Origin of the sequence: Cuniculiplasma thermophilum (genome assembly GCF_052315355.1) — an archaeon.
Classification (GTDB): domain Archaea; phylum Thermoplasmatota; class Thermoplasmata; order Thermoplasmatales; family Thermoplasmataceae; genus Cuniculiplasma.
On record NZ_JBLSDF010000009.1, the window covers coordinates 1 to 21,129 of the forward strand.

Annotated in this window: 19 protein-coding genes and 2 pseudogenes; 11 read left to right on the forward strand and 10 right to left on the reverse strand. The window is 38.3% G+C overall.

Translation table 11 applies throughout. The features are described 5' to 3' along the window. Both ACNF42_RS02405 and ACNF42_RS02410 read left to right on the forward strand, forming a co-directional pair. Nucleotides 1–304 (forward strand): annotated as a pseudogene (locus ACNF42_RS02405) (peroxidase family protein); the annotation flags it as partial. Nucleotides 305–1,087: 783 nt separating this feature from the next. Next, nucleotides 1,088–2,251, forward strand: coding sequence for a mechanosensitive ion channel family protein (locus ACNF42_RS02410; protein WP_443338551.1), 1,164 nt, complete (start codon nt 1,088–1,090; stop codon nt 2,249–2,251). A 127-nt stretch (nt 2,252–2,378) separates the two neighbouring features. Here ACNF42_RS02410 and ACNF42_RS02415 read toward each other — a convergent pair whose 3' ends face one another. The 5 genes and pseudogenes from ACNF42_RS02415 to ACNF42_RS02435 form a co-directional block, all read right to left on the reverse strand. Continuing rightward, nucleotides 2,379–3,056 (reverse strand): adenosylcobinamide amidohydrolase, encoded by a 678-nt coding sequence (locus tag ACNF42_RS02415; RefSeq protein WP_443338554.1) that lies wholly within the window; start codon nt 3,054–3,056, stop codon nt 2,379–2,381. Between the two features lie 114 nt (nt 3,057–3,170). Next, the gene (locus ACNF42_RS02420; protein WP_443338556.1) at nt 3,171–4,787 is read right to left on the reverse strand and encodes an ABC transporter permease family protein; all 1,617 of its coding nucleotides are present in this window, start codon (nt 4,785–4,787) and stop codon (nt 3,171–3,173) included. A gap of 225 nt (nt 4,788–5,012) precedes the next feature. Then, entirely contained in the window at nt 5,013–5,327 is a 315-nt protein-coding gene (locus ACNF42_RS02425) for a hypothetical protein (protein WP_443338559.1), read from the reverse strand. Between the two features lie 8 nt (nt 5,328–5,335). Further along, a pseudogene (locus ACNF42_RS02430) lies at nt 5,336–5,479 on the reverse strand (ATP-binding protein); the annotation flags it as partial. Between the two features lie 285 nt (nt 5,480–5,764). Beyond that, the gene (locus ACNF42_RS02435; protein WP_443338561.1) at nt 5,765–7,381 is read right to left on the reverse strand and encodes a hypothetical protein; all 1,617 of its coding nucleotides are present in this window, start codon (nt 7,379–7,381) and stop codon (nt 5,765–5,767) included. 263 nt (nt 7,382–7,644) lie between these two features. On the opposite strand from ACNF42_RS02435, the gene ACNF42_RS02440 reads away from it, so the two are divergent. Genes ACNF42_RS02440 through ACNF42_RS02450 form a run of 3 tightly spaced genes read left to right on the forward strand, consistent with a single transcriptional unit; the run spans nt 7,645 to nt 9,764 of the window. Beyond that, nucleotides 7,645–8,175 (forward strand): hypothetical protein, encoded by a 531-nt coding sequence (locus tag ACNF42_RS02440; protein WP_443338563.1) that lies wholly within the window; start codon nt 7,645–7,647, stop codon nt 8,173–8,175. Between the two features lie 13 nt (nt 8,176–8,188). Continuing rightward, nucleotides 8,189–9,025, forward strand: coding sequence for an ABC transporter ATP-binding protein (locus ACNF42_RS02445; protein ID WP_443338661.1), 837 nt, complete (start codon nt 8,189–8,191; stop codon nt 9,023–9,025). Next, entirely contained in the window at nt 9,015–9,764 is a 750-nt protein-coding gene (locus ACNF42_RS02450; protein ID WP_443338565.1) for an ABC transporter permease, read from the forward strand. The genes ACNF42_RS02445 and ACNF42_RS02450 overlap by 11 nt, the downstream gene beginning before the upstream one ends. A 6-nt stretch (nt 9,765–9,770) precedes the next feature. Here ACNF42_RS02450 and ACNF42_RS02455 read toward each other — a convergent pair whose 3' ends face one another. Further along, nucleotides 9,771–10,751: a hypothetical protein gene (locus ACNF42_RS02455; RefSeq protein ID WP_443338567.1), complete on the reverse strand. Its 981-nt coding sequence runs from the start codon at nt 10,749–10,751 to the stop codon at nt 9,771–9,773. A gap of 277 nt (nt 10,752–11,028) precedes the next feature. Then, the gene (locus ACNF42_RS02460) at nt 11,029–12,789 is read right to left on the reverse strand and encodes an MFS transporter (RefSeq protein ID WP_443338569.1); all 1,761 of its coding nucleotides are present in this window, start codon (nt 12,787–12,789) and stop codon (nt 11,029–11,031) included. A 96-nt stretch (nt 12,790–12,885) separates the two neighbouring features. Here ACNF42_RS02460 and ACNF42_RS02465 point away from each other — a divergent pair, with 96 nt between their 5' ends. The 3 genes from ACNF42_RS02465 (at nt 12,886) to ACNF42_RS02475 (ending at nt 16,322) form a co-directional block, all read left to right on the forward strand. Then, nucleotides 12,886–13,374: a hypothetical protein gene (locus ACNF42_RS02465; RefSeq protein ID WP_443338572.1), complete on the forward strand. Its 489-nt coding sequence runs from the start codon at nt 12,886–12,888 to the stop codon at nt 13,372–13,374. 162 nt (nt 13,375–13,536) lie between these two features. Continuing rightward, nucleotides 13,537–15,216: a B12-binding domain-containing radical SAM protein gene (locus tag ACNF42_RS02470; RefSeq protein ID WP_443338575.1), complete on the forward strand. Its 1,680-nt coding sequence runs from the start codon at nt 13,537–13,539 to the stop codon at nt 15,214–15,216. Then, nucleotides 15,213–16,322: a Cdc6/Cdc18 family protein gene (locus ACNF42_RS02475; RefSeq protein WP_443338577.1), complete on the forward strand. Its 1,110-nt coding sequence runs from the start codon at nt 15,213–15,215 to the stop codon at nt 16,320–16,322. Before ACNF42_RS02470 ends, ACNF42_RS02475 begins: the two co-directional genes overlap by 4 nt. On the opposite strand, the gene ACNF42_RS02480 is transcribed toward ACNF42_RS02475, so the two are convergent. Genes ACNF42_RS02480 through ACNF42_RS02490 form a run of 3 tightly spaced genes read right to left on the reverse strand, consistent with a single transcriptional unit; the run spans nt 16,284 to nt 18,935 of the window. Then, a complete protein-coding gene (locus tag ACNF42_RS02480) occupies nt 16,284–18,281 on the reverse strand; it encodes a DNA polymerase domain-containing protein (RefSeq protein WP_443338579.1) in 1,998 nt (665 codons plus the stop codon). The genes ACNF42_RS02475 and ACNF42_RS02480 overlap by 39 nt on opposite strands. Next, nucleotides 18,274–18,444, reverse strand: a complete 171-nt coding sequence (locus tag ACNF42_RS02485) for a hypothetical protein (protein ID WP_443338582.1) — start codon at nt 18,442–18,444, stop codon at nt 18,274–18,276. The genes ACNF42_RS02480 and ACNF42_RS02485 overlap by 8 nt, the downstream gene beginning before the upstream one ends. Beyond that, a complete protein-coding gene (locus tag ACNF42_RS02490) occupies nt 18,444–18,935 on the reverse strand; it encodes a hypothetical protein (RefSeq protein WP_443338584.1) in 492 nt (163 codons plus the stop codon). The genes ACNF42_RS02485 and ACNF42_RS02490 overlap by 1 nt, the downstream gene beginning before the upstream one ends. Nucleotides 18,936–19,091: 156 nt before the next feature. Between ACNF42_RS02490 and ACNF42_RS02495 the strand changes: the two genes are divergently transcribed. From ACNF42_RS02495 to ACNF42_RS02505, 3 genes are all read left to right on the forward strand, one after another. Further along, on the forward strand, nt 19,092–19,520 hold the full coding sequence (locus ACNF42_RS02495; RefSeq protein ID WP_443338586.1) for a hypothetical protein: 429 nt from the start codon (nt 19,092–19,094) through the stop codon (nt 19,518–19,520). A 37-nt stretch (nt 19,521–19,557) separates the two neighbouring features. Then, nucleotides 19,558–19,731 carry a hypothetical protein gene (locus ACNF42_RS02500; RefSeq protein ID WP_443338588.1) on the forward strand — a complete coding sequence of 58 codons (174 nt, stop codon included), beginning with the start codon at nt 19,558–19,560 and terminating at the stop codon, nt 19,729–19,731. Between the two features lie 641 nt (nt 19,732–20,372). Next, nucleotides 20,373–21,128: an MBL fold metallo-hydrolase gene (locus tag ACNF42_RS02505; protein ID WP_443338594.1), complete on the forward strand. Its 756-nt coding sequence runs from the start codon at nt 20,373–20,375 to the stop codon at nt 21,126–21,128. Nucleotide 21,129 lies beyond the last annotated feature (1 nt).

Consider the following 21,129-nt stretch of genomic DNA (forward strand, 5'->3'; position numbering starts at 1 on the left):
ATACATAAGGCAATCATTCAGCAGGATGGCGATGAATGATGAGGAAACCGTTGCATTGATAGCTGGAGGTCATGCTTTCGGGAAGACACATGGTGCAGGACCCACATCCTATGTAGGTCCAGAACCTGAATCCGCACCCATTGAGAATCAGGGAATAGGCTGGATCAGTTCATTTAAATCCGGAAAAGGTGATGATACAATAGGTGGTGGGCCAGAGGTGACCTGGACAGAAACACCAACAAGATGGAGCATAGGTTTCCTCCAGAACCTGTTCAAATACGAGTGGGAACTGGAGAAAAGACCATAGATGCTGTCGAATATCCTTAATATTTGATTGTGCGGCATGTTTCTGTAAATGCCGGGATTGTTCTCTATATATTCAGCCTGAAATTACACATTACTATCCAGAATACTTGAAATTTGTTTTAGTTTTATACTCTTGACACTTTTGTACTATGTTCAATCACTTTCATTTACAATTATCGCAGAGAGAACTTAGTCTTAATGCTATTTAGTCAATGAATATCCAGACGAATCAAGGTATATTAGATAGGTAAAGTTCTATATTAATTCTCATTCAAAGTGGTTATGGATAGACACCATAATTTTTCGAAACTCTAGAAAAATATAGATGAGAGCATTTCAAGTAGAGATTCCAATGATACCTTAAAGTATTCAATGATTTATGGGAAAGATGAAAATTTACATAATATGTGTGGATTGGAATGTTTGAGTTTATAGATGTACAATTTTTATATGAACGTTAAATTTTAATCAATAAAGTTTATCAGCAACGTTTAATTGCATTTATACAGATAAGACCGGTTGATCAAGTGTACCTTGAGGTGCACATAAAACCGTGTCAACCGGCTCTGGCTTATTTAAATTCTAAGTGAAATTCTGTGAAATAATTGAAGTTGCCTCAATCCTCATTCAATATTCTATATTATGGAAGAAGCTTTTTCATATTACTTTATCTCTCATTATGAAATCTTAATAGGTGGAATTTTTCGTGAGATATTGCGAATATAATAGTTTATACTAGATTCAAAGAAACTTTTTAAAGTAATTCCACAATACAGAACAAATGACGCCTGCAAAATCCAATAGGTATGCCGAGTTCAAATTGTTAATATTGCTTATTGTGGGTATATTAGTAATCATTGCTTTTCAGCAGATTATCTTTCCCTATCTTTATTCATATTTTCCAACCCTCAAGAGCTATGATCGATATCTCAGATATGCCCTTGGTGCCACCGTTATTTTTGGAATAGCTGCAGGCATACTGAGTGTATTGAAAAGAATGGTTGAGCGGGTATCAGACAGATCAAACGGAAAAAATTACAGGGGCATCTATGCAGTACTTCGGGCCGTAATATACGGCGGAGCAATAGCTGCATTTCTTGCCTACATTGGTATCAGTCTGACCGGTGCTCTGATTGGTGGAACAGTGGGAGGGTTGATTCTTTCATTTGCCCTTCAAAACACTGTTTCAAATCTTTTGAGTGGATTGCTTCTCACAACAGCCGGTGTGCTAAAACCAAAGGGAACAGTATCATTCTTTTCATGGTTATTCGATAATCCAGTTGTTGGAGAAGTTGTGGATGTAAAATTACTCACTGTTCAGGTACTTACAATAGATGGAAATATAACCGAACTTCCCAATACGGGTCTGCTTGGTCAGACTCAGTTTACAAATCTCAATGTTGGAGATATAATAAGGGCTTCAATTCTTGTAACTTTACCAGTGGATGCACAGATTAAGGGCATAATGGAAATGGCCCAGAAAAAAATAGAATCAATGAAAGAAGAACTTGGCTTACTAAGCATAGAGTCCTATTTTTTCACCAAAACATTCAACTCCAATACAATCAAAATAATATTCAACTTCAAGAAGATCCTGAAATACAATGGCATAGTAAGTGCAATAAACCTGGCATTTGAGGAATCCTATTGGGAAATGAAGAACCGTACACCACAGGGAAATAACATTATACTGGGATTCCCAACAGATGTTCCAATCAAGAGCATTCAGGAATTAGGGGACTCCAAACTGGAATCAAAGAGAAGCGATGTTGGTATTATAGACTTCCATTCCACATTCTTCATCAAGAATTCAACCATTAACAGTCTCAAGATCACCTTCAATATTTCAGCTGATTCCAAATATGATCAGGTTGCAAATGCAATAAATTACTCATACGAAGATGCATATCTTGAATTGAAGAACAAGGTATCCAATGTAAAATAATTATGACGAACTCATCAGAATGGAATATCTAATTCAAATTTTTCAGAAAGATTTACGGGAACATCCCAGGGGATCATGAAGAAAGTATGATCCATAGGATTTTAGCCTGGTCTTCCACCATATCCGTTCATTCCCTCATTGGATCATTTTCTATGATCTTTGATAGTGTTTCATAGACAAGTTCAGATGCATTGTATCCATATTCTGTTATTCGCCCTCCATATTTTATGGTGGCATCATTGGAAAGTATGAATAAAGTGATGGTATCTGTTGAAGTCCCTGGGGCAGGTTTTCCCGTCTCTCTGTCCGCAATATGGAAGTCATTCATGCACTGGCTTTTTGCCTCGATCATGCTTTGCATCAAATTAATTGAAGCCGAATCCGTAAGTGGAAGATCTGTTATGAGGCATATGTTTATTGTTCCATAGAGATTATTTCTGTTTCCTATTGACACGGCATTTTCAAAGCCAGCAGTTATGAATATTTCCATCTCATAGTTCCAAATTCTTTTCGCCTTTCTTTGAAATTTGGAAATATCAACAGATGTGAGTGTAACCACCGTTTCATCCTTACCTATATTTTCCATGGAAAGGAAATTTCCTATCTCTATCTCAGGATCATGGTTGTATGTCTTGTTCACATGTCTGTTAATATATATCCTTCTCCTTCCATATCCACCATTGAAGGGCGCTGAGCTGAAATATTTTGAAGGTTCGGGCATTTCAATCTTATAATAGGATGGATTTATCTGGAAGGAATAATTCACCGTTTGGGATAGAATTAAGGCATAGTAAGTTTTTCTCAAATTTATGAAGTCATGAATGCGGGATATTTAATTTGAACTCTTTATCTATAGTTTAATTTTCAAGAAAACAGAAATTTTAATCTTAAAAAAATAGAATTATGAAAATAAGTCCTTTCAATTTCTTTCATATTTTCTTATAGATGCCCAGAGGATAAGGAAGAACCATATGAGGAGGTCTGGGATTATTATGAGAGGCGTAAGAAGAAACAGTGATCTATGGTTGAACATCGTAACCTGGGGAAATGGGGTGTATGTCAGGTAATCAATCATTTCCATAGGGGCGGAGAATGGGATCAGGCTGAAAATCAGGTTGATCTCACCAGCACCACGAAGTAATGGCTCAGTAAGATAATTATCCGTTGTTATAATGGCAGATGATAGAAGGTAGGCTTCAAGAATTCCCATTCCAATGGATATTATTAATGGTACGAAGAGTGTGATGAAGAATACAAGAATCCCTCTTGCTCCTGATGAAAGGGTTTTCTTTGATTCAATGAAGAGGAAGATCGGTGAAAGAAGCAGAAACATTGATAGAAGTATAACTGTTCCTATGAGTATAACATATGGGCTGATGAGGGAGTGAAAAAAGACAAGATCTAGGATTTCCCCAAAGGTAACTCCAACTCCAGTTGCGAGGATTATGGAAGCAAGTCCTGTAAAGAGTTTCATGAAGATCAGATTCCGGCGTTTATGTGGCAGTGAAGTATATACTTCTCTCTCAGGTAGCCCATATATTTCGGTTACTACTGATATTACTATAAGAGATACGGTGAGAGTACCGAGTAGATAGGCAAATACGATTAAGGAACTTCCAAAATTGAATGAATTGTAGGGGATTGAGAGGATTATTTTACCAGAATTGATATATGATGAATAGATTTTTATGGCACCAGCTTTATTAATGCTAAGAATATGAGAATAACCAAATGGTTCAACAACGCTTTCCGCACTTACATTTATTTCGGTTGATGAATTTGGCACATCTGTGAATACACCCAATTTTTTATTGTATTCTGCCTCTGAAATGTACAAAGTTATATTTTTGTTCCCGCTATTATAAATTACTGGGGCCACTCCATAAAGACCCAGATTATAATAGGGTAGAATGGAATAAGAGATATCTCCTGAAAGTAAACTCTGGCCTGGAACAATGGAGGAATAGTTAATTTTAAAGGTTGAGTTAGACAATTCAAACTGTCTGTGCACGTGGAAAACATCAGACTGGGAACCCTGTATTCCCGGAATATAAAAGCTCAAATAATTGTTTCCCAGGTTTAGTATCTGATAGTCTCTTACATTTTCTGTTCTTGTCCTTTCAGATATGAAATCGTTAGGAACGGAGAAGCAAAATTCATCTATGCCCTGGGTGTAATTTTTGGTGACATTGAAAATCCCGTTTGAATTTGTCTTTACTGTAACATTTACACTCCCATTTAGGGTGACATTTTCTATATCGATCATTGTGTTTCTTACAGGTTGAAGGTATTTGTTAACAACGAATCCCTTAAAAACAAGCGTATGGTAGTACAAATTTCCATTACTCCCCGTAGTAACATTGAATGCGGCCATATCCATTTCATTGTAGAAATAATGATCATCCTGGGTCGGCGTATCTGCATTCAGAATAGCAATATATGGAACAATCATGACAAAAGAAACGATAAGGATAGTTACGGTCTTTCTCTTCAAAAGCATGCGTAATTCGTTCTTAATAAGATTACTCACTTTCACTTATGGTAGAATTGATTTCTAACTAATAAGTTTGTCCATAAGTTTATAAATATCTAAAAATATTTAATTCCATGAAGTTTTCTATTTTCTACCTTATTCTGTAAATTTTCTGCATAACTTCCTGATTACCGCCGAAGATCAATCTATTTTTGACTTTTTAATCACTTAATTATCCCTTTTTATCACTATTTCCACTGAAATTTTTTAAATAATTGATATCTTATGCTATCCCATGATTTTCATGGCATATACATTGTATCCGAAGCATGCAAACATGAACTTCACAATAACTCTTCTCAATGTTGTAACCATGACATGTGAAAAATGAAACATTCTTTTCATGATTGCATATGTATATTCCACAAGTGATCTCTTTTTTGATATCCTGATGTTTCCCCTGACAGATTCAATGGATAATTTATGATTCCTTACGGATCGATCCATTGTTGTGTCAGCATAGGATCGGATGATGTAAACGCCGATCAAGATTTGTACAAAAATCGCCGATTTAAAATTGAACCCCTTTACATATATTTTCATTCTCTTTTTCACTCCTTCCTCATTGTTTGTAATGAATTCTTCTTACTTTCAGTGAGCCTGTAAGATTCACTCTTTATGTTTATGACAGTGCAGTGATGCAATACCCTGTTCCGGACTGCAGAAGCCATTACCGGATCACCAAGAACTTCACCCCATTCACTGAATCATTTATTGCTTGTGTATATGGCTGATCTCTTCTGATGTGAGGGGAAGATATCCAATCTCATCCAATATCATAAGTTTGAATCTTGAATATGTCCTTATGCGTTATTCCAGTCTCTTGAGATCATAATCTTCCTTCAAGGTCTGCACAAGCTTCATAGCCGATACGTAATATGCAGGAATGTCTGTCCAAAATTAGAGGGTTCAGATCAATGTTATGTTTGTGACATAATCTAAGGTGAAATTAAATATTTTAAAATTTTTCCATTCTCTTTTCAGTTTCTCTCATATCTTTTTACGGAGAACCATACAACTATTGCGAACCACAGGAAGAGATCAGGAATAATGAGCAATGGTGTAAGCATAAACAAAGATCTATGATTGAACATAATGACACCCGGAAATGGAGTGAATGTTAGATATTCCATGAATTCAATTGGGGCGGAGAATGGTATAATACTGAATATTAAGTTTATCTCTCCCGCTTCATTAATAAGTGGTTTTGTAAGGTAATTTTCCAAGGCAAATATTGGCAAATTAAGATAGGATTCCAATGCACCCATTCCTATTGATACAACTATGGGTAGAAAGAGTGTTATAACAAATACGACCAGACTTCTTGTTCCGGAAGATAATGTTTTTTTGGATTCTAAGAATAGATAGATTGGGGAAACTAATAAAAAGATTGAAAAAAGGATAATCGTACTAATCAGAATTACGTATGAGTCCAGGAGTGAATGATAAAAGAACAGGTCTATAATATCCCCAAATATTACACCGAATCCCACTGTCAGGAGCAATGTAATTATTCCGGCAAAAAATTTCAGAAAGACAATATTTCTGCGCTTATGTGGAATAGAAGTGTATACATCTCTCTCAGGAAGTCCATATATCTCCGTAATTACGGATATAACTATCAGGGAAACTACAAGAGTTCCAAGAAGGTATGCAAATATGGAAAAAGACTGCCCAAAACCAATATAGTTAGTGTTTGCATCAAGAACAACTGTTCCTGAACTTCCCTGACTATATGTTATACTGATTGCACCGTTCTCATTCATTTTAAGAATCTGTGAATATCCAAAGGGTTGAACAACCGAGTGGGCACTGACATTAATCTCTTCCGTTGAGTTGGGGATATACTGGAAAGTAGCAGTTTTAGAATCATAACTGCTCTGGGTAATGAATAAACTGATATTTTTATTCCATCCATTATAAATTACTGGGGCCACTCCATAAAGTCCAAGATTATAGTAGGGCAAAATGGAATATGAGACGTTTACCGACAGTGCCTGTTGTCCAGGTGTGCTCTCTATTCCATTTCCGTTTGTATTTGTTCCATTCAGATTTTGAATGAAGTTCCTCTTTAGATAAATTGTATCTGACTGCGAACCATGAACACCTGGTATGTAAAAATTCATGAAATAGTTACCGAAAAAGAACAGCTGAAAGTTCTTACTCTTGAGATTCTGAGGCCTTTCTGAGACGTAATTGTTTGGCGTGGAAAGGCAATTACCGGGTATGCCATTTGTATAATTTACTGTTGTATTAAAAACGCCCCCTGAATTTGTCCTGACCATAAGACTTACACCGCCGTTCACTGTTATGTTCTCAAAAAGAATTGAAGTATTACTCATAGGTTGAAGGCATTTATTCAACACAAATCCCTTATAACTAAAGGTATGGAAATATACAACTCCTCCGGAAATAGAGGCATTGCTTACGTTCTGAACAACTTCCGAATAATAATAATGGTCATACTGGGATGGAGTATCTGAATTGATAATTGCAATATAGGGTACGACCATGAGAAAAGCGATTAAAAGAATTACTATGAGTTTCCTCTTCAACAGCATCCTTATCTCATTTTTAATTATATTCCTAAATCTCACTTTTCACTTCATAATATTATGCTTATTAAGTTTGTCTATAAGTTTATAATTATCTTATTAAATTTAATTCTATTACATAGAGATTCAGATTATTTTCCTTTTAAAGGGCATATTCAAACTATAGAAAATGACCTTATATTGAGGATATGCACATATTATCCTACACGCACTAAAGGAAAATTTTATGGTGGTTACGAGGGTGAATAAAATTGAATCGATCAATTACATTAATTAGCCTGAAATTGATAATATGAGAGAGAAACTTGCGTAAAGATATTGTAAAGAAAAGCCTCATAATTCTGATCATAGGGATCATACTGGCAGTGGCCGGGATATCTCTCACTGCCGATTATCTAAAGGTTGGGACCACATACATATCACAGAACGGAATGTATACTTCATCGGAGATAAATATTACAGGTAAAGGTCTTATAAATATTGAAGGTGGCAATTTTTCATTCTATCTTATTAAGTATTCAGATCTCGGTAAGGTAGACAGGCAGAACATAGAAAACTTCTCACTTACACCTGTAAATTCAAATTCTCCAAAATCAGGAGACGAATTTCTCGTACCGCCCGGATCCTATGTTCTGGTGTCATTTATAAATCCTCCATCGGGCATTATATATTCATACGCAAGCCATGAGGGAACATTTACTGAACTTGGCGTATTATTACTTGTTGGGATTTTCATGGTAGGGGTTTCCATAATAGTGCTGATTATAGGTATCCTGAAAAGAGAAAAATTCAAACCACCAGAAGAGGAGTTTTTTAAGGAAGAGAACAAAGAATAGGTGAACAAACACGATCGAAATTAAGAAAATTAAAAAGGTCTATAGCGGAGGCAAGATTGCCGTTAACGAAATTGATGCGGTTATATCTGAAAGAGTGACAACTCTTATAGGCAGAAATGGGGCGGGAAAGACAAGTTTATTGAGAATGCTATCAACTCAGTTAATGCCGACTTCCGGAACGGCATCTATAGAGGGATATGATATAATCAAGGAGGCTACAAAGGTTAGAAAGATAATATCCAGCATACCTCAGGAGGCGTCACCAATAGGCATACTGACCCCATATGAGCAGGTGAAGATGTATCTCATAGGGCGTAAATTCAGTAACTCGGACGCTTCAAAGTATGCAATAGATGCACTTGAAACAGTAGGACTTGGAGATGCCATAAATAGCCCAGCAGATACCTTAAGTGGGGGCATGAAGAGAAAGATGTTTGTGGCGCTTGCCATAGCCTCCAATGCAAATGTTGTGTTTCTGGATGAACCAACAACCGGGCTTGATCCACTGTCAAGATTTGAGGTATGGTCTGCAATCAAGAAGCTGAAAAGCAAGGTGCTTCTGACAACACATTATATGGAGGAGGCAGAGAACCTTTCTCAGGAGGTTTTTCTAATGGATCAGGGCAAAATAATAGATCATGGAACAGTTAAATCTCTTCTTTCAAGGTTCAATGGAAAGGTGCGTATAGAATCAAATGTGCCAATGAAGGATTCCTATAGCGTTGGAGGTATACACATCAAGTATGCTGATGTGAACGATTCCGAAAATTTCATAAGGGAAGGAGCCACTGTGAAGAGAATCACTTTAGATGATCTCTTTATAATGAGGGGTGTGGACCTTGAATCCTAAGTTCATACTGCATTTTTCATTCTATTATGGTATTAAGGCCATCCTCAGAGGCCCATCCTATATTATAGCATCCCTTGTAACACCGCTCACACTTTTATTTGTAGTTTACATTCTCACTGCAGGAAAACTTGTTGAATTTGCAGTTGTGGGAGGAATGATATCTCTCATAGCATCCATAGGTCTGCAGAGTGCAGGTGACGCAACCTTTTTCAGGCTTCAGTTGAGGATGCAGGAGCTCTATGTGGCAAGTGAGGTAACACCAATCGACTATATGCTTGCAATGACTCTCAGTTTTCTGGCTTTTTCCATACCAGGGATTGTTGTATATTCACTTCTTGGTGCATACTATGGTCTCTATACATTAACAACCTCTGCATTCATGGCATTTCTCATCTTCATGCTCATCCTTTCAACCTCTGCAATCTCATTCATTATATCCGGCCTGATCAAACATGTGAGGAATGTATGGGGAATCACTGCGATTCTGTCAATTGTAATGACAGTTATCCCGCCCACATTTTATCCCTACGTGGACCTTCAGGGGAGGCTCGGAACTAATGGGCTCATATATCTTCTGTCTCTGTCCCCAGCAACACCTGCCGCCATATGTGCCCAGATGTTTTTTGGCCTTATAGGATGGAATGGAAACATGTTCTTCACAATGATCATTTTCCTGCTTGGAGAAACCGCCATATATTTCAGCATTGCAAAATTCCTCACAAGATGGAGAGAAGTGTAAGTATTATCAGTCAGGCTGGTAACTCTCCTCCTCAATATTCATTAAAGCAGGCCTTTCGATCTTTCCATACTGCTCTCCTGTAATTTCAGAAATTTTTTTTCTCATAATTTCAGGTTGATAATACTGTACCTTATATGGGAAAAAACATTCCATTTTTTCAACATTTCCTATTTTACTTAGATTCTCAAAAATATCCCTTGAAAGGCTCAAATTTTCAATATTCAGGCACAATATTATCAGGCCTTCAAATTCCGTAATATCGTATAAAATCATGTTTCCGACTTTTCTGAAAATTTCCGTCATAACATCATTCTTCCTTCTTTCCTCAACTTTGATGAAAACTTCGGAAATATTCATAAAGAAATTTCTGTATCCAGAGACAGAAGTAATAAATCTAAATCCTCCCTGTGCCAGTATTTTTTTCATTATTTTCTTCACCTTCCCTGATGTGATTTTCATGATTTTTCCTATTTCATTTAAGGGCAATAGGGCGTCTTCAGATAGTATCTGAATCAGGGAAGCACTCTTGCGATCAAGGTTTATCTCTCTCATTTTGCATGGAAATCTCTCCAGAAATTTTACGTCAGTTAAAATTTCACCAATTTCATTCAGATAACCTTCATATGAAGTTCCATTTTCATAAATAATTTCTATAAAGATCTTATTCATTTCAATATTGAATGTGTGAACTCCGAATATAAAATCCAGCTTTCCAAGATTTTCTTCCTCTTCTGGAGTTATGCCTTTCTTTATCTCACAAAAAACCCCAACCTTCGCAAGATTCAAAAATGATACCTTCGGCATTATTCCAATGTTTCTTATGAAACCATCATTCATCATTTTCTGAATTCTGTTACTGATTATCTTTGGATTAACGCCAATTTCCTTTGAGATCTGCCAGTAAGTGGGCCTCTCTGCGATTTCCCTTCCTGACCAGTTCAGATACTTTATAATTTTTCCGTCTACATTGTCATCTCGGGAAACCACAAATGAAAATTGTTCAAGACATAAATACCTTGTGGAACCCATACATATTAGGGATTTTTTTGCAAATCAATCTTAAAGTTAATTGAAAAGTATTCTCATTCCTAAGAGATGTTCCATTGTTCTGACATACCATATTTCAGAGTAAAAATTTCACTAAACCCGATATGGTTAGTTGTACGATTTCTTAATACCATTGGAAGTATTTTGAAATCATATTGGAGCAATATAAAATGATATAAAAGAATGGAAATTATTCTCTTTTAAAATTCTACAAAAATTATGGGTATTCTGTTTTTATTGCCTTGTCCTCAGTTGTGGCCTTTCCCTGAATTGTTGGAACTGAATCCGGTTCTATACCACTCTCCTCTGAGCCCAGTTCTTCGTAAACAACTCTCTTGCCCCTGAAAAGTGAAAGAATCGCTCCAACCACAAATATAAGGGATCCTGCATAGAACGTAACCCTGAGGGATGACATGAAAGACCCAGCTATGGATGTTGGGAACCATATCTTTCCCTCCAGTGTCTTGAGAACGGCTGGAGGTATGAGCGTTGCCAGTTGACTGAGTCCTCCTGTTTCCAGAATAGTTTTAACAGGGTTATATCCGAGGAATGCAGAAAACAGGGCTGATGTTGGTGGAATATTGGTGAACACAGGAATCAGTATGGGTGCGCCTGCGGTTGATAGGGATGTGGTAAATGCACCTGGGAGCAGCCTTGTGAGGTAGACGATCACTATGGTGAAGAATATTCCCATGCTCATGGTCTGGCCTGTGTTCTGAAGGGTTGACCTCATCCCAGAGGCAACGCCCCTTAATTGTGGAGGTACCGAATTCATCACTGCAGTTATGTTCGGTGCAGCAAAGAGACCCATACCTGATCCCATCATGAAGAGCATGAGTGCAAAGGGTATGTATGAGAAATTGTATGATAACGTTGATAGGAGTATGAATGCCACTGCACTTACAAGAAGACCAAAGGTGGAAATGCCTCTGGCACCTATCTTATCTGACATAGCTCCAGAAATAGGACCGAAGACAACAAATCCAAGCATCATGGGTATTGTGTAAATACCGGCCCAGAAAGGAACACTGCTATAACTGTATCCGTGAAGTGGAAGCCATATACCCTGCAGCAGGATAATGATCATGAACATCAGTCCACCCATACCCATGGATTGCAATAGACTTGCAAAACTACCTGCAGTGAATGCTCTGTTTCTAAAAAGTGAAAGGTTGAACATCGGTTGTTCCACTGCCCTCTCAATAAAGACGAATCCTACAAGAAGGGCAACTCCCACTATCATGGAAAACTGAACATATGGATCTCCCCATCCCATTGCAGAACCGTTGTATGGCATAAGTCCATAAGTTATGGCCACAAGAATAAGTGTCAGGCCGCCAGCAAATGCAATGTTTCCAGGAATATCCAGTTTCTGGTTGGTGTGCCTTTTAGAGTGATCCTTTAATTTTGCGTAAGACCACACTGTTCCAAAGATACCAACTGGGACACTTACAAGGAAGACATCTCTCCAGTAAATGGAGGCAAGTATCCCTCCAAGTATAAGACCAACAAGGGAACCTGCAAGTGCAGCCACCTGGTTTATTCCCATAGCTTTTCCTCTCTCATTTGAAGGGAAACTGTCTGTAATTATGGCAGCTGAATTTGCCATTAGGAACGATCCACCGATGGCCTGAACTACCCTGAAAAGGATAAGTTCCTGTGCGCCCAGATCACCTGTATTGGGTGTCAGATAGAGAAGTATGGAGCCTATAGTGAAGATGAGAAAACCAAGATTGAATAGTCTCACTCTACCATAAATATCGGATAGCCTCCCTATTGTAACAAGAAGAACTGCAGTTACCATCATGTAACCCATGAGTATCCAGAGCAAATACTGGAATGACGATCCAGCGAATGGATCAAGGTTTATCCCCTTGAATATGGCTGGCAGTGAAATGAGTATTATGGTGGAATTTATGGAACCCATAAGAACACCCATTGTGGTGTTGGAAAGAGCAACCCATTTGTATTGAACCATGGTAAGTCATTTATCAATATTATAAATACTTAATTGATAATTCTTTAAGTTGTTAATTATTAATAGATTTTAAATAGGAATTTGAAATATACCAATATGCTTGGAAAGACTGCTACCGCAGTATTGAGTGTTATACTAGCTCTGATCTTTATTTCAGTTGCATCGGCAACAATACTGACAAGTAATTCATCGGTTTCAACAACGGTATCAGGTTACGCTAAAATAGTTCCGGATTCAAAAAATGTAACTTACGTATCACATCCTGAGGTAATATACTACAATTTCACTCTTTATTCAAATGATACCACTCTTTACGTCTTCGATTACAATAACGTGACTCACGATGGACAAAGTCTAAACGTGACATGCTTCAATAAAACAACACATCCCGGCAACTACATTCTGCTGCAGAATTTTGTAAACGGAAGCGAAGTGCATCTGAAGCTTTACATTAACGCCACAAATTTCAATTACATTCCAGTTAACCCGGAAACTCATTTGTCCATGTCAATTGTAAAGATACTAGTAATGTCAGGCAAAGGTGCCTTTGCAGCAACTGGATTTGCAATAATCAAATACCCATAACAATATCAGACCGGATATAATGTAACAGGTCCATAAAAGAGGACAAATGCACTTTATGTTATAGCTAAAATTCTGTGGGAGATTGGAAATTACTACAAAAATACATATTTAGGAAAAATAAAGTTTATGAACTATTAGAATCTATCATGAGAGTGATATATTATGACGAAGTTTGTACTTATTTCAGACAGCACTTTAAGTTATGAATACAGGAACTTTCCGCTTCTAGACTTTCTCCCCTGTGCCCCAGGGAAGGCAGTACCTGAAAGGATATACAAATTTCTGAAGGGCCCCGCTCCACCTGCAAAGCCCAATGGAGAGACTGTTTTTGCACCATACGCCATAAGAAAGTTGGAGGCATCCCTACTAACTAAATACAGAAGGGAAGATGTGGCTGTTGCCCACGAAGATTATCTTGAAAATTTCATTAAGGATGACACTGAAATTATTGCAGTATCCACCATGGATCCATTAGGCATAGGGCCAACAACGATGTCATACTACGCCCTTTTCGGTGGCGAACTGGACGCATGGGTAAGGAGAGACTGGGACGCCCTTATGGACAAAATAAATGCAGTAAGGAAAGGAAAGAAGGCAAAGCTGATAGTGGGAGGTCCCGGTGTATGGGAGTTCACAATATTGAGAGATGAGATTGAGAAGTATCATTTTGATTACATATTCTCCGGGGAGGCTGATGATATTGCACCAATGCTATTTGATCAGATATCAAGAGGGGACATTGACAAGACAGTTTTCCAGGAAGGTTATGTATCATACGATGAGAACTTTAAGAGAATAACAAAGAAGGATCCCCTGTTCATATCAAGAGGCTATTCAAAGGCTGCATATCCAAGGCTCGAAGAGATTCCCCCAATAGTTGCACCTTCTGTCAAGGGAATGGTTGAGGTTATGAGGGGTTGCGGTGTCGGATGCGATTTCTGTGAAGTTACTCTAAGACCTCTCAGGTATGAGCCAATAGAGCAGATAGTGAGGGAAATTCAGATCAACAGCGCTGCTGGAATTACAAATGCATGGTTGCATTCAGATGAAATTTTTGGCTTTAAACACGGAAATATGTTTGCTCCAAACGAGGAGGCACTTACCGAGCTTTTCACGGCTGTAATGAATGTCAAAGGCATCAAAACTTCCAATCCAACTCACGGTAGGATATCAATACCTGCTGGATATCCCGATATGATTCAGCATCTTTCCAGAATTTTGAAAGCTGGTCCATCAAACTGGATCGGTATTCAGACGGGTGTTGAGACTGGAAGCGATGAGCTGGCCAAAAAGCACATGCCAAACAAGACACTACCACTAAGAATAGGCCCTGACGGTTCATGGCAGGATATCGTATGGGAAGGTGTATTTGTGGAGACAAGAAACTACTGGAGGCCAGCCTTCACACTTCAGGTAGGGCAGCAGGAGGAAACACCTGAGGATAACTGGCAGACCATAGAGATGATAAACAGGCTGAGTAATTCTTATGTGGACGGAAGGCCATTTGAATTCACAGTCACACCTCTTGTGAACGTTCCACTTGGAAGAATAAAGTCAAGATCACTTAACAAGAATATGCTGACGCAGGATATGATGGCAGTGTACTATGCATCATACAGACACCTGGCAAAGATGTCAGCAAGGGATGGATTCAGGGATACAAGTGGAAACTTTTTTGCAAGAGTGGGAACAGGAAGTGTGATCTCCGGTGGTGGATACATTATGATGAAGTTCATAGAAAAGAGGGCCAGAAAGATGGGAGTTGACATTGAGAAGGTAAAGCACTACGGAATAGAACGAAACACAGAAATTACTTCTTTGGCTGCACTGGCCAGAGCATGAAAAGAAACATAATCAGGGATCCAGAACCCCTGGAAAATTTTTACATACCAAAGAATATCATACATCGGGAAAGGCAGTTAAGGGATATTTTCACTTCCGTTATTCTTCCACTGCACTCCGGCATAGGCTCCACTGCTTTCATTTACGGTCAGTCCGGCACTGGAAAGACCCTTACCGTGAAGCAGATAATGGAAAAAGAAAAAGATCTTCACATCTTTTACGAAAATGCAATTTCAGTTACGTCATTCAGAAAGGTTATGGGGGATCTTGCCGCTTCCATGGGTATAAGCATAGAAGGAAAGATATCTTATGATTCTGTATTCAGGTCAATTCAGAGAATCAAGAGCAAGCAGGTTCTTCTCATAATAGACGAATCCTTGAACCTTATAAGGAATGATTTCGAGGGTCTTTATTCACTTGTCAGATCAGGGGAACTTTTTGGCACATCTATAGGGATACTGATTATTTCTGTTGACAATCCGGCCCTTCATCTCTCTTCCCAGGATATAAGAAAACTTGGTATATTCAACGAGATACGATTTGATCCTTACACAAAGAATCAGATATTCGATATAGTTTCTTCCAGGGCATCCATATCACTCTATGAAGGCTCCTATTCCGAGGAGATACTCTCTCAGATCGCATCCCTGTGTGAGAGGTCGGGAAGTGCCAGGATGGGAATAGAAATATTGCAGAAGTCGGCCTTTGCGGCTCAGTATAGGGGGGCAGAATGGATTGAACCGGAAGATGTGAGAGCAGCTTCTGCCATGATCAATCCGTTTATAACCGAAAGTAAGCTCATGGAGCTTGATTTTAAGGAGATTCTTCTCCTGCAGTCAGTTTGCCAGATCCTTATGAATGAAGGCGAATGTACCATGGAATCGCTGTCAAGATCAATGGCTGTTAATGCAGAGATCCATGGAATTAAGAATCCTGATACTTCATTCATATACAGAGCGATTAGGCATCTTGAAACACTGGACATAGTTGAGAGCAGACTCGAGAGCTTTGGTCCAGGCAGGGGCGTAAGAAAAAAGGTCTATGTTAATGATGTTCCGGTGGAGGTTTTAATGAAAAAAATCCAGGAGATTTCTGGAAGGCTTTGACCTGTTAATATTTTCGAAGGCGAAGTCAAAGGGTTCAAAGGTTCTCTTCATGATCTCTGTGTAAAACTTTCTATCGGGTTTTCCTCCATGTTCAGAGAATATCCTGTTTTTGTAATCATTCACAACCACATAGACACTCTCACCTGGACTGATCTCTCTTCCCATCTCCTCTTCAAAATATTCCATTACCGATCTCTGAAGACCATTGACAGAGTACATTGACCTGTAACGGGAAGGTCTGACTCTTATTCTGAATATATTGTCATCGGTCACATTCATGTTCATATATTCATTTTTCAATGCTCTGTACCTGCTGTAGATTTCCGTCATGTCATCATCAGGATCAAATTTGGTCATGAGGGACAGGGCATCTTCCTGAGCAAGTACGCTTATTTCAGGAAAATCTCCCCTCCTCATTGCAATTCCTCTCACTTTGAATTCACCATTTTCCTTCATTCCGTAGTAACGATTGAGAGCACCAAGCCCAGATCTTGCAGGTAGAAAAACCATCCATCTGTAATGGCCATCCATTACAATATTTATGGATGTCTCTTGCCTTATTCTTCTAAGTGCATTTCTGTAATTACCATTGCCCTGTATGAAAAGTGAATCCACTATTCCATGGATTATCCTGAATCCTTCATCCTCGCATATTCTCATGGCCCTCTCAAGTGCCCATCTTCCAACAGACGTGATTGCCTCATGCATCTCTATCTTTCCAAATCTGGCGTTTTTAAATCCGGTGTAACCAAAGGATGTGAGAAGGAGCCATTTCAGAACCTTGTCCCGCATTGCATACTCACTATCCCATTTTTTGGTATTTTTGTATATGAGTCTTCTCCTGAGAAGATTGCCTATGGCATGAGGAATAAATCCATGCTTTGGAAGTGTGTAATAGGGATTATCCCCTGGAAGTTTTATCCCCTCACTCCTGTTTATAGTCTCAGGGGAAAGGTTAAAATGATGCATTATGGATGGATACATGGATGAGAAATCTATTTCTATAACATTTTTGTAAACTCCTGGTCTGGGTTGCATCACCGATCCGCCATGATCATTTTTTATGAAATCATCAATTGTTCTTATATCCTCATGATCGTCCTTATCTGTAATTGGCATTATTCCAGATCTGATGGATTCATAGACCTCCATGGAGGAGACAGCAGTTCCTGGTGTACACATGGACACTGTTTCAGGGGGAAGACCAGAAATCCGGGATATTTCCATTATCCCATGGAGTCCCCCTTCACTGTACATGAAGGAGGATGCAGAAATGCATATTTTTCCCTGAATGTGTATTGTAGGCTCGTTATAATGAACCTGCCCATAGGAACTGTATGAATTTCCACCTCTCACATTATACCGTATCCCTTTCTGAAAGGAGACTTTTTTAAGAAACTCGATTGTACCTGAGAAATTTCTATAAACAAAGAAAACAGCCTGGGTTAAAAGATCAAGAAATATGTCAATAGCTTCATCTTCATCGTAAATCATGAGTTTATTTATGGATGCAGAAACAAAATGGTTTCCTGAATAGGTGGCATCTATTTCAAGAGCCGGTATATGCGGATCATGATCGTAAGCACTTCCTGTCTGAAATAATGTGAGCCCTGATTCTGAAAGGAACTTAAGTGGCCCATTTATCAATCCGTTGTATATTCTGAATTTTCGCCCGGAACCAATGGCCCTTATTTTTCTTATGAGGTCTCTTTCCCATCTGAAAGGCACATATATCCTGAGTCCTTCCATATCCCCATAAACATTTCTTCCATGACCCCTTTCCACAACTATTTCATCAGCAATTTCAAGCTGTTGTGAAAGAAAATCAAGATCAAACCAGTCACCTGTTACAAATATACTGTTTCTGAAATTTCTCCTTTCAATTCTGAGGCCGTTTTCGCCATAAAACCATAAATTTGCAGTTTTCCCAAGTGTACAATTCACAAGAATCTCACTCATTCTTCATCCCTCGCATTATCTCAATTATTGCAGAAAGGAGGAAAGCCATCTCTGGAGTTATCATGGATAGGTCCATTTCTGATGCATGAATCCTGCCCATCAGTACTATCTCTTCCATGATCTCCCTGTCCTCTTTTCTCATCGACGAAGCCATTTTTTTCATTATTTCTCCCATCTGTTCAATAACCTGCCTTGACGTGGGGCTGTTTCTTCCCATTTTACCCTCTCACCTGCCTCTCCTTCTGGATAGAATGCAATTCCCATTGTGTGATTCATCCTTACAACTGGTGACGGTCTCCCTATGAGGAAAAGAAATATCCTTGCACCCTTCTGGGATGGCCATAAGGGAAGAGTGTCAAGAAAATAGTTTGTGTTTTCCATCCCCCAGTCGTCAAGAATTCTGCTTCTGATCACAAGGCATGAATCCATGGGATTATCATCGGCCATTATTCTCACTAACTGGTGAGATGTGAGTATACGCTGCATAAACACATTCATTCTCCGCAGTCTCTCCATGAATCCATAATCAAGAATTATTCCGTCAGAGACAAGAATCCTGAACTTATCGGATTGCTGGAAAGTTTCCAGAATTGTATCCTTCACCCTCTCTGTAAAGTTAGGATATACCGCTATAATCAAGGATCCTCTGCCCATATGAAAACAATAAAGTGTCTCTTTAAAAGCATTTTCTCATCAGAAAAAAATGAGCAAGTGAGTGTAAATACTGGTTCCAGCAGAGATATGTATGATATAATGAATTTTTAGTGAAAAAATTATAAAAAAATATATTCCAACATGGAATCAGGAGACATGGAGGAATGGGAAATATACTCAAGGAGACTCGGATATGGAGTCCTATTTGTGTTTATTCTATTCTTCTCATTTCTCATACTTGTTTTTCTTGGCTCACCACAGGCAACCTATATTGTGTTTTTTAACCTATACGGTCTTTTGGGGTATCTCTTTAATGTCACATTCATAGGCGTGTATGGAATATATCTCATACAGGATTCGATCTATAAAAAGGATGAATTAAGAAAAGAAGTTGTAGGAAAAACCATTGAAATAGTAGGCATAAATCCTCTGGGATTACCTTACGGTCTTTATAAGGGAATGAAGGTAATTTTTTATGACACAAATATCAGAAAGGGAATTAAGGTAAGGGCTGGGGGTTTCAGGATGGAGGGAGACTGGCCATCAGGAATATACGTATACGAGACATATAAGGAAAAGGAATAACATCTGGTACTCCAAAAAATGAAAAATACATAATGAAATGCAGAGAGCAGAGGGGGGAATATCTCTTCCATTAGCAGTTGATATTATGAAAGATATAATGGTTGTATATATTGCCAGGGTAAAAAAAATGAACGGGAGATTGGATTTCAAGCGAGAAACGGGAAGGAATATTGAAATTATCATGAAACTTGATCAGGTATTGAAACAGTAGTGCACTCAGAATGGTGGTTTAGAAAAACAGCCTGAAGATCATATTGTGAAGTCTACAAAATTAAAATAGATGTAAAGTCACGGACAAATTACCAAAATAATTACTTCCTGATAAAATAAAAATAAACAGGATCCAAAATATCCATGATTTATTATCTTTTCAATAAAACATCAGAGCTAATTATGATCCCGTTTCCTATGAATATTTTAATTGCCAAATATGGATAAATTGGAATTCAAATGCTGGCGCATAGTTTGGAAAAGATAGTTATATTAAGGAATATTTGAAATGTTTTTCAAACACTATTCTCATGATCTGTCTATATTCACCCAGTTTCATCGGTTTTGTGATTCTTATCACAAATCAATCTGTATAGCAGGGAGTATCTAAATTAACTGTTCAAAGATTGGAAAATATTTGCAGGATCCCGCAATCATTTTAGAAAATTCCATTCAAGCACATTACAGGTGGGATTATCAAACAAAATGTGGGCCTTGCATTATGTATGTACAAAATGAATTCATCCTCACGTAAGTCAGGAATCGGTCACCTCTGACATCCTTTAATGGAAACGTCTTCTTTCTGCAAATTCAGGCAATAACTTAAAAAAATTTAAGAATTGTGCAGTTATATTGACTCTATTGTCTAATCTTAAGATGAACATAATATCCAGCGGAAGCAAGGGCAATTCTACCATAATCTGGGATGAGGAGGATGCCATAGTCATAGATTTTGGAATTTCAGCGAAAAGGTTCAATGCAAGAATAGAGGATATAGGGGCAAAATTTCAGAATCTTTCCATAATTGTAACACATGAACACGGCGATCATGCCTCTGGTCTGCCAGTCGCATCAAGACGCGTTCAAGGGGATATATATCTTAGAGAAAAGACAAGAAACGCAATGAAGTTTGACAGATCATATGTTATGGGCGATGATCTCTGCATAGGTAATTTTTATATCAGGGCTATTCCAGTATCACACGATGCCGTTGATCCTGTGGGATACATAATTGAGAACAGGGGAAGAAAGATAGCATCCTTCTCGGATCTTGGTTTCTTTCCGATGGAGTATTCCGACGACATAATTGGATCAGATATACTTGCCATAGAAGCCAATCATGATACGGAAATGCTCAGAACAGGGCCATATTCAGAACAGCTTAAGAGAAGAATATCCAGTAATTATGGGCACATGTCAAATGAGCAGGCGGCACTGGCACTGGAACAACTCAGTGATGTGGATACAAATATAATCTTAATCCATCTCTCAGACGAAAATAACAGACCTGATATAGCTTATAATCATGTGAAGGATCATCTGGTAAACAGAAATATAAAATTCAAAAGAATAGAATGTGCCCGTCAGATTTACGGTTCTTCTGTATATGAGGTGTAGG